Genomic DNA, 9,733 nt, shown 5'->3' with positions numbered 1-9,733 from the left:
TGTACAACCTTGGCTGAATTAGAACGAGAAATTAATCGCTATATTCGTTATTACAATCATCATAGATATCAGTGGAAACAAAAAAGGATGACTCCTGTTCAGTACAGGAATCATCTCTTAAGTGTGGCTTAGTGCTCTTTTCTTTTCAAAGTGTCCTTGTCTAAGGGGTCAGTTTACCTGATCAGATCAGGGGCCATCCTCTTTTTCGTGTTTTATTCGAGCATTCATTACCGCTGAAATAACTCGATTCGCTCACCGTCAGGTCCGCTTACAAAAAAGTACTGGTATCCGTTCGGAAGTACAGTGATGCCCTCATCGATAAAGGTTACTTCAAGCTGCTTTAAACGTTCAAATTCCGCATGGACATCCGTTACTGTCACTGCAAAATGATGCACCTTGCCTTCACTTGGAAGGTTGTCATTATAGCCTTGAATTAATTCTAATTCGGTTTCATCGGAACCGCCAAAGCCAAGAAAGGCAAGCTCAATAATTCCATTCGTATGAGGCGTTCTTCCTTTAAGCTCAAAGCCAATAATTTCAGTATAAAAAGAAATAGAAGCATTAATATCTTTTACCATAACGCCAACATGATCAATACGTCTTTTAGTCATTGTTTTTATTTCCTTCCTAATCGGGAATATGGAATTTTATCGCAATAATGAATGCTTTTTATCATAAGGAGATGGAAAACAGTTGTCAAGTCATAATTGTCGAGCGGTAGTTAAGCAGCTGGTTCATTTTGAAAAAAATGGGTTGACTTTCATGCAGACACAATTATAATTATGTTAGTTCCGAGTAATCAGGTAGGAATAATTAAGTAAAGGAGGTTCGCTTGTTGGATAAGAGAAAATTAGGCAATAGCGAGCTTTATCCATCCGTTATCGGGTTCGGAGCTTGGGCTGCTGGGAAAGCAGGCTGGGGAGAAGTCGATGATAACGAGATTGAGGCTGTCATTCGTCGTGCGTATGAACAGGGGATCACCTTCTATGACACCGCTCCATCCTATGGGCTGGGACATTCCGAGAAAGTGCTTGGTAAAGTGCTGCAGCCCGTAAGGGAGCATGTCATTATCGCAACAAAAGCTGGCCTCATCTGGAACGATCAAGGGCAGTTTAGTATAAATGTATCCAAAGCAAATATAATTCGTGAGGTAGAGGAGAGCCTGCGGCGATTAAATACGGACTATATTGATTTGTATCAAGTACATTTTCCCGATCCCAGCGGCAAAACACCGATTGAAGAGACGTTTGAAACGTTAAATCAACTCGTCGTTGAAGGAAAAATCAGAAATATCGGCGTTTCAAACTTTAACGTTCAGCAATTAGTTGCAGCACAATCCGTTAGCAATATTGTATCTTTGCAGCTGCCCTATAACTTGTTCCAGCGCGATGTTGAACATGCAGCGTTACCCTATGCGAAGCAGCAAAAAATCGGTTTTATTCCTTATAGTCCGCTAGCTCAGGGGTTGTTGACGGGGAAATTTAATTATTTGACAAGGCTGCCCAAAACGGATGTTCGCGCGCAGCTTAATCCTTTATTTTCGGATAAACAATTTATAAAAAACATTGTCATCATCGAAACCTTTACTGGAATTGCTAGAGCCATCGAGAAACCATTAAGCCAGGTAGCTATCAACTGGTTATTGTATAAGCAGGAAATAACGAGCGTGATCGCTGGTGCGAAGACGGTTAAGCAGCTGGAGGAAAATACGGCTGCAACCAAATGGCGTCTATCCAGAGAAGATTATGAGCAAATAAGCCGTTTGTTTGAAACGGATTCATCTTATGTCATTTGATAAACATAGAATGCTGCTCTTATATTCATTTTCTAAATAGTAAATTCCCAAAAGAAAAGGCAGTAGCCCCGTGAGAGGCTGCTGCCTATTTCATTTACCTCTAGCTGATCGTTTGCTTGGAGGATGGTGATGACTCGCCTTTCGCGTTTTCAGAGGTTATATAGAAGGAACCTGTGATAAGCGGCGCAACATACTCAAAGCTTGTTTCCAAGGTCGATCCGATCTTGGAATATTGACCATCGTTGTTTGCACTGTAGTAAATATTATATTGCGTTACTTGGTCTGACACACTGTTAGCCGCCCAAGTTAATCGTACGCTTAGATCTGTTTTCGCAGCCTGCAAGCCAGTAGGTGTGGAAGGTGCTGTTGTTGTGCCAGAACCATTTCCACTTCCATTTCCGCTTGAGTTGTCTCCACCTGTTGTCGGTGGAGGGGTACTCGGTGTGCTGCCATATTGTACTATTTGACTAGGTGCTGACTCTTTGCCGACTACATCAACTGCTGTTACGTAATAAGTGTAGTTTTGAGCATTGGATGCATAAACCTTCATACGTTTGTCTGCACCGACAACAATGGATTCCCCTTGCTTCTCATAAGGCCCTTGATTAACCGAACGGTACACGCGGTAACCAACGACATCAGCAGCAGTACTATCATTAAATGTCAATATAAGCACGCCATCCGACGATTGCAGCTTAACGCTTGCCGGAGGCGGTGGAGCTGCTCCATCATCAACGCGAGGGTCTGGTTTAGACGGCGCGTTGTTTTCTGCATCAGCAGGAAGGTAAATATCAAGTGGACGACGACTGCTAGCCGGAAGTTTCTGCTGTGCTGCCTTAATTTCATCCATAAGAACATCCAGTGGTTTTTTACGTTTAATAACGATTTGTTCCTTAATCATATCGCTAGGAGTAGCTGGGTTCGGAACATAGTTAACGCCATTGAAGGAAATATAAGCCATCTTCACGAGCGCGTCATCTGTTTTCTTAGGTATATCCTTCTTGTTAAACCAGTCAGTAACAAGCATGCCTGCTTGCTTCGTTAATTGACTTGGAAGCAAGCCGCTTGCGCTTGACACCGTAGCTTTGACAATGCCGGATGGACGTTCAAATTCTTTAGTTACAAAAACTTCCGGCTTCTTCTCGGCCATCTTATTCATAATGAGTGCCCAGATGGAACGAGCACGCGTTTTGCCGACCTCGGATAGGGAGTTGACTTGTTCCTCATAACCGGCCCACACGCCTAGCGTAATATCTGGCGAGAAGCCCATAAACCACACGTCACCGTAGCTTTGAGTGGATCCTGTTTTACCGGCAATAGGAATTTCACCGTATTTATCGAATTGTGATTTCAATTTGTTAGCAGATCCGCTTTTGCTTGAAATAACAGTCGACAGCATATCCGTCATCAAGAAGGCACTCTGCTCCGAGAACACTCGTGTTGGTTCCTGTTTGTGTTCATATACAATCTTTCCGTTTGCATCTGTAATTTTTTGAATCATATAAGCATCATTGAAAACGCCTTTGTTCGGAATCGAGCCGTATGCATTCGTAAGCTCTTCAACCGATACGCCGATGCTTAGACCGCCAATTACACCGGTTTGTGCATAAGCATCTTGCGGCTGCAGCGTTGTAATGCCTAGCTTTTTAACGAACTCCCAAGCATTTTCAATTTTGACTTCCTCATTGAAAATTTTCAGAGCAGGCAAGTTCAAGGAACGGTTTAATGCCTCACGCGCCGTTACTAGACCCGCGAACTTACGGTTTACGTTCATTGGGATATGGAAACCCTTCTGGCCATCTTTCAGGACAATTGGAGCATCGTCAATTATGCTCGCGGGCTGAATGATCCCCATTTCAATAGCTGGAAGGTAAGCCGCCAATGTTTTCATCGTTGATCCTGGCTGCCTTGTCATCTGAGTGGCATAGTTTAATTGCTCCTCATAGAAGTCTCGGCCTTCAAGCATTCCCACGATAGCGCCAGTTTTGTGATCGAGCATGATCGCTGCAATCTGCTCCAGCCCTTTTTTCTCGCTGTATGGCGTGAAATTCTCATCATTAGTGCCAATCTCACGCATGAGCTGGTAGACATCCTTGTCGATAGTTGTATAGACATGGTAGCCGCCGCGCAGCAAATGATCGCGAGCTTCCTCAATAAGCGGAGCATTTTCTTTTTTGCGAAGGTCTGCTTTTGTTAAAGTAGAATCCTGCGCCATGAGCATAATTTCCGCTGCTTGACGTTCTGCTTCAAGCATGAGATAAGGATAGGTTGTATAGGCTTTTTCTTTTGGCTTAGCCAGCGTTTTCCTAATATCGAATTTGGACGCTTCGTCGTACTCTTGCTGAGTAATCCGCCCAGTCTCGAACATTCGCTTCAAAACTGTTTTTTGACGTCCAAGCGCGAGTTCAAAGCCCGCCTCATTGAATTGACCTTTACCTGTGAACGCTGTATAGGCAGAAGGCCTTTGCGGTAGACCTGCCAAATAGGCAGACTGCGCGATATTCAGCTGGTTTAGATCCGAAATATCAAATATCCCTTTGGCAGCTGCTTTAATGCCGAACAAATTATACCCGCTGGAACCATTTCCGAACGGAACCTTATTCAAATAAGCTGCTAAAATTTCTTCTTTCGTTAAATAACGTTCCATTCGCAGCGATAAAAATATTTCTTTAATTTTACGGCTATCTGTTTTGTCCAAACTTAGAAATACACGTCGCGCAAGCTGCTGAGTAAGCGTACTTCCGCCCGTTTGCGTATCTTCATTTAGAAGCTTTTGCTTTACTGCACGTCCAAGGCCGTTAATGTCTACGCCGTGATGCTCCAAAAAGTTATTGTCCTCAATGCCAAGTACGGCAGTAATAACCTGCGGCGGTAAATCATCATATGTAATAATCATTCGGTCCTCTGACGTTCTTAGCTGTCCGACAAGTGAATCATCATTGAAGTAAACAAATCCAGTGATGGCATTTTCGCCGATCTTCTCTACAATAACAGATCGAGGTCTTACGGTTTCGTCCTTCACAAGTGCGGCCACATAACCAGTTACTGCTCCACCGGCAAGCAATCCGATGAAGATTCCGAAATATACCATCCATTTAGCTGTTATAAAAGTTACGATTCCAAATGTACGCCATTTGCTTCTTTTGTTTGGCGCAGGTTGACGATCTTCTTGCATTTCTATGACTCCTCCTCCAAATAGCACACCTATTATAACATAAATCGCTAAAGTAACGCATTCTTTCCTTGCATTGACTTCACAGCATGGCTATGGTATAAATTCAATAATGTTTTATCTAATCAATGCTTTGAAGGGCATGAGTAGACAGCGAATCGTACTTTCAGAGAGCCGGTGGGTGGTGGAAACCGGTATGCGCCGCTTGTTGAATTACCGCCTGGAGCTAAGTGAAGGAACCGTATACTGACAATCCTCTGCACATTTTGGCAAAAAAGCCTGTGGGGCAGTCGAATCAGCCGTAGTAGTTCACTTCGGAGCCCGTCTCCGTTATCAACAACGAAGTGAGAGTACCTCTTTTTTATGTGAAAAAAGGCAGGAGTACTCTAACGAGGGTGGTACCGCGAGCTAATCCTTCTCGTCCCTTGGGGCTGGAAGGATTTTTTATGTCTATATAGACGCATACAAAGGAGGAAAAGTTCTATGGTGAAGTGGGAAAGTTTAAGTGGCGAGCAGAAAAGTGAGGTCGAGCGTCAGCTGGCTGTCATTCGCCGCGGTGTTGTGGAGATTGTACCTGAGGATGATTTGAAAAATAAAATAGCGAATGCTGTCGCAACAGGAAAGCCATTAAATGTAAAGCTAGGACTTGATCCTTCAGCGCCAGACATTCATATCGGCCATACGGTTGTTCTTCACAAGCTTCGTCAATTTCAGGAACTCGGTCATCAGATTCAGCTGATTATCGGTGATTTTACAGGCAGAATTGGTGATCCAACGGGCAAATCGGAAACGAGGAAGCAGTTGACGGAAGAAGATGTGAAGCGGAATGCGGAAACATACCAAAAACAAATTTACAAAATATTAGATCCACAGCAAACAAAGCTCTACTACAACTCGCAATGGCTTGCACCGCTTAACTTTGCGGATGTTGTAAATCTAGCCGGGAAAGTAACGGTTGCACGCATGATGGAGCGTGATGATTTCACAAAGCGGTACACAAGCGGCTTGCCGATCAGCATTCATGAGTTTTTCTACCCGCTGATGCAGGGGTACGATTCCATAGCTCTTGATTCCGATGTGGAGCTAGGAGGCACGGATCAGACATTTAACCTGTTAATGGGCAGAACCTTGCAGAAGGAATATAATAAACCAGGCCAAATTGTAATTACGACTCCTTTGATCGAAGGGTTGGACGGCGTAAATAAAATGAGCAAAAGCTTGGGCAATTACATCGGTATAGATGAAGAGCCAAACCAAATCTACGGCAAATCGATGTCGATTCCCGATGAGCTTATGCTCAAATATTACGAGCTTGCTACCGATTTAAGCAACGAGGAGCTTGCGGCATTGAAAGCTGGACTGGCAGATGGATCTGTACATCCACGTGATGCGAAGATGCAGCTTGCAGCGACATTTGTACGAATGTACCATGGCGAAGAGGCAGCGAAAGCGTCAGAAAATCATTTTATTACCGTATTTCAACAACGTGCGCTACCTGATGATATCGAAGAGGTATCGATTGCTGCGGAACAATTGGAAGATGGCCAAATTCGCATCGTGAAGCTGCTCACTATGCTTGAATTGCTGCCAACGAGCAGTGAAGCGAGAAGAAGTGTTCAGCAAGGAGCTGTTCGTCTAAATGAAGAGAAGATAACTGATATTAATACGGATATTTCTCCTAAGGATGGCGACGTGCTTCAAGTTGGAAAACGTAAATTTATAAAAATTAAATTAACATAATTGGAATAATAGAGCTTGTTGAAATGATAAAATTCAACAAGTTCTATTTTTTTAGAAACAAAAGAGCGTTTTCAACGTATTAAATAACGGAAGCATTAACAGGTTATGGATACTAAGGGAGGAGGAGAGAGTTGGAGACGCTATTTATGTCTTGTCTAGTCGGAGGAATCCTTTATGCGCTCGTAAGTATTATTTTTGGGGATTTGATCGGGCAAGCACTCGATGGAGCACTCGATTTTTTATCCTTAGATGGTCATTCATGGCTGTCGCCGACTGCGCTAGTAGGCGGGATAACCACTTTTGGCGGAGCAGGGATCCTACTCGGACGCTACACTGCCTTTAGTTCAACAGCCATCGTGGTGATTGCCTTATTCATCGCACTTACAGCTGCAGTAGCTGTTTTCTTTCTCTACATTAAGCCGATGGAGCAAAGCGAGAATTCGATCGCTTTTTCGCTTAATGATTTGTCGGGTAAGCTCGGGGAGGTGCTGGTCCCCATTTCTGCGAAGGGCTATGGTGAAGTGATGGTTAAGGTGGGAGCTGGATTTACGAATCAAATTGCAGCTAGCTTTGAAGGCGTTGAAATTACAAGCGGCTCCAAGGTTGTCGTTGTTGAGGTAAGGGACAGCACTTTGTATGTATCGGAAGTAAATCTATCTTAATTAAAGCAGCATAAGGGGGAAATTCAATGGAAGATATTTATGTTATACCAGCTATTGTAGTTGGCGTTTTTGTTATATTAGGTCTTGCCTTCTGGGCGCGCTACAAAACAGTTAGTCCAGACGAAGCGATGCTCGTAACGGGATCATTTCTAGGCTCCCGAAATGCGAGCACGGATGAATCTGGGCGTAAAGTGAAAATCATTAGAGGCGGAGGCGCGTTTATTCTGCCGATATTCCAGAAGGCTGAGTTTCTATCGCTATTGTCCCATAAGCTGGATGTATCGACGCCGGAGGTATACACAGAGCAAGGCGTACCAGTCATGGCAGACGGTGTAGCGATCATTAAAATTGGCGGTGCGGTTGAAGATGTGGCGACGGCGGCAGAGCAGTTTCTAGGCAAGCCTACCGAAGCGCTCAAGGGTGAAGCGCAGGAAGTATTGGAAGGACATTTGCGCGCAATTCTTGGCTCAATGACAGTTGAAGAGGTATATCGCAACCGCGATAAATTTGCGCAAGAGGTGCAAGGGGTTGCAGCTAAGGATTTGAAGAAGATGGGTCTTCAAATCGTTTCCTTCACGATCAAGGATTTGCGCGATAAACATGGATATTTGGACGCGCTAGGTAAACCGCGAATTGCTGCAGTCAAAAGAGATGCTGAGATTGCGGAAGCTGAAGCGATTCGGGATGCTAGAATTCAGAAAGCACTCGCTGCTGAGGCCGGTCAAAAGGCTGAGCTAGTGCGCGATACCAACATTGCGGAAGCAGAGAAAGAAAAGGAAATGAAGGTCGCGACATTTAAACGTGATCAAGATACAGCAAGAGCAGAAGCGGATCAGGCTTATTCGATTCATGAAGCACGTGCTAAGCAAAACGTAGTCGAAGAGCAAATGAAGGTTGAACTCGTACGTAAAGAACGTGAGATCGATCTGGAAGGAAAAGAAATATTGCGTCGTGAGAAGCAGTATGATGCAGAAGTGAAGAAAAAAGCCGATGCAGACCGTTACGCAGTTGTACAAGCGGCGGAAGCGAACAAGGCGAAGCTTCTTAATGAAGCTGATGCTCTGCAATACCGTATTGAAGCGGAAGCCAAGGCACATGCTACCCAGAAACGTTTGGATGGTTTAGCTGTTGCAGAAGCAGAGAGAGCGAAAGGTACAGCGGAGGCAGACGTTATTCGTCTTCGCGGTTTAGCAGAAGCGGAAGCGAAAGAAAAGCTAGCTGAAGCTTTTGAGAAATTTGGAGAAGCTGCAATCCTTGATATTATCGTAAAAATGCTTCCTGAGCTGGCTGGCAAAATTGCCGATCCTATCGGCAACATTGATAAGCTTACTGTCGTTGATACAGGGAATGGCGAAGGGGCGGCTCGTATAAGCAATTATGTGACTTCATTAATGTCTACTGCTCCGGAGATGCTGAAGAGCGTATCGGGAATCGACGTGAATGCAATCATTAAAGGACTAACGAATAGAGGCGGTAATCTACCTGCAGTGCCTAGCAAGCCGGTTGATATTGCTGCTCCTGCTGTAATTAAGCTTCCTGAACAATAAAGTAAGGCAGTGTAAACAGAAAAAAACCTTGAACCAAATGGTTCAAGGTTTTTTTGTTTATTAACGGCTGTAGAATTCGACGATTTGTTTCTCGTCGATATCTTGGGAAAGCTCACCGCGGTCAGGCAGACGAAGGAATTTACCTTCCATTGCTTGATCGTTGAACTCCAAGTAGTTCGGAAGGTGATGACGACCTTCCATAGCTTCTTTAATTGTTCTAAGGCTGCGGCTGCGCTCGCGCAAACCGATTACATCGCCAAGAGAAACGCTGTAAGAAGCGATATCCACTTTCTTGCCGTTTACAGTTACGTGACCATGTGATACCAACTGACGAGCTCCTGCACGGGAGTTGGAAAGGCCAAGACGGTAAACGAGATTGTCAAGACGGCTTTCAAGGAGGCCCATGAAGTTTTCACCGGCTTTACCTTTCATTTTTGCCGCTTTGTCAAACAAGTTGCGGAATTGTTTTTCGTTCAAACCGTACATGTGACGAAGCTTTTGTTTCTCTTGCAATTGAACGCCGTAACCGCTCATTTTTCTGCGTTGGTTAGGGCCGTGTTGACCTGGTGGAAAAGCGCGTTTTGCAAGTTCTTTACCCGTTCCGCTCAAAGAGATTCCAAGGCGACGGCTTAGTTTAAATTTAGGTCCTGTATAACGTGACATACGTAATATTAACTCCTTCATCAAATAAATTTGTGAATGGGGTTGTGTTTCGCCGAATACGTTCAATGTTCGAGCAAGCTCGTCCCTGATAGGCTAGTCAGCCGCTGGCCTATAGTGAACGTATTTCATGAGGGTGACACAAAACCGTACGCCC

Annotated in this window: 8 protein-coding genes and 1 other annotated feature; of the genes, 5 read left to right on the top strand and 3 right to left on the bottom strand. The window is 44.4% G+C overall.

Features of this window, described 5'->3' with window-relative positions; translation table 11 throughout:
* Positions 1-132 (top strand): IS3 family transposase (locus AC1DPK_RS28540; protein WP_477511665.1); only part of this gene is annotated, 132 nt, incomplete at its 5' end.
* Between the two features lie 95 nt (positions 133-227).
* On the opposite strand, the gene AC1DPK_RS28535 is transcribed toward AC1DPK_RS28540, so the two are convergent.
* Positions 228-611 carry a VOC family protein gene (locus AC1DPK_RS28535; protein WP_477512360.1) on the bottom strand — a complete coding sequence of 128 codons (384 nt, stop codon included), beginning with the start codon at positions 609-611 and terminating at the stop codon, positions 228-230.
* A gap of 224 nt (positions 612-835) precedes the next feature.
* Here AC1DPK_RS28535 and AC1DPK_RS28530 point away from each other — a divergent pair, with 224 nt between their 5' ends.
* A complete protein-coding gene (locus AC1DPK_RS28530) occupies positions 836-1,795 on the top strand; it encodes an aldo/keto reductase (RefSeq protein WP_477512359.1) in 960 nt (319 codons plus the stop codon).
* 100 nt (positions 1,796-1,895) lie between these two features.
* Here the strand turns inward: AC1DPK_RS28530 and AC1DPK_RS28525 are convergent, their stop codons facing one another.
* Positions 1,896-4,970, bottom strand: a complete 3,075-nt coding sequence (locus AC1DPK_RS28525) for a transglycosylase domain-containing protein (RefSeq protein ID WP_441886041.1) — start codon at positions 4,968-4,970, stop codon at positions 1,896-1,898.
* Positions 4,971-5,091: 121 nt separating this feature from the next.
* Positions 5,092-5,396 (top strand) — a binding site (T-box leader).
* Positions 5,397-5,453: 57 nt separating this feature from the next.
* Here AC1DPK_RS28525 and tyrS point away from each other — a divergent pair.
* The 3 genes from tyrS to AC1DPK_RS28510 all read left to right on the top strand — a co-directional run bounded on the left by tyrS (position 5,454) and on the right by AC1DPK_RS28510 (position 8,916).
* Entirely contained in the window at positions 5,454-6,707 is a 1,254-nt protein-coding gene (tyrS, locus tag AC1DPK_RS28520) for a tyrosine--tRNA ligase (RefSeq protein ID WP_477512365.1), read from the top strand.
* Between the two features lie 131 nt (positions 6,708-6,838).
* Positions 6,839-7,369 (top strand): NfeD family membrane protein, encoded by a 531-nt coding sequence (locus tag AC1DPK_RS28515; protein WP_477512358.1) that lies wholly within the window; start codon positions 6,839-6,841, stop codon positions 7,367-7,369.
* 26 nt (positions 7,370-7,395) lie between these two features.
* Positions 7,396-8,916, top strand: coding sequence for a flotillin family protein (locus AC1DPK_RS28510; RefSeq protein WP_477512357.1), 1,521 nt, complete (start codon positions 7,396-7,398; stop codon positions 8,914-8,916).
* Between the two features lie 60 nt (positions 8,917-8,976).
* Here the strand turns inward: AC1DPK_RS28510 and rpsD are convergent, their stop codons facing one another.
* Positions 8,977-9,579: a 30S ribosomal protein S4 gene (gene rpsD / locus AC1DPK_RS28505; RefSeq protein ID WP_054028044.1), complete on the bottom strand. Its 603-nt coding sequence runs from the start codon at positions 9,577-9,579 to the stop codon at positions 8,977-8,979.
* Positions 9,580-9,733 lie beyond the last annotated feature (154 nt).

The organism is Paenibacillus sp. 01T424 (assembly GCF_056398745.1).
The sequence above is the reverse complement of the archived record's forward strand: the minus strand, read 5'-3'. Positions and strand labels throughout refer to the sequence as shown.

Bases quoted from the DNA above. Each gene is read 5' to 3' on its own strand.
- AC1DPK_RS28535 (WP_477512360.1), bottom strand. From the start codon at position 611: ATGACTAAAAGACGTATTGATCATGTTGGCGTTATGGTAAAAGATATT.
- AC1DPK_RS28525 (WP_441886041.1), bottom strand. From the start codon at position 4,970: ATGCAAGAAGATCGTCAACCTGCGCCAAACAAAAGAAGCAAATGGCGT.
- AC1DPK_RS28510 (WP_477512357.1), top strand. From the start codon at position 7,396: ATGGAAGATATTTATGTTATACCAGCTATTGTAGTTGGCGTTTTTGTT.
- rpsD (WP_054028044.1), bottom strand. From the start codon at position 9,579: ATGTCACGTTATACAGGACCTAAATTTAAACTAAGCCGTCGCCTTGGA.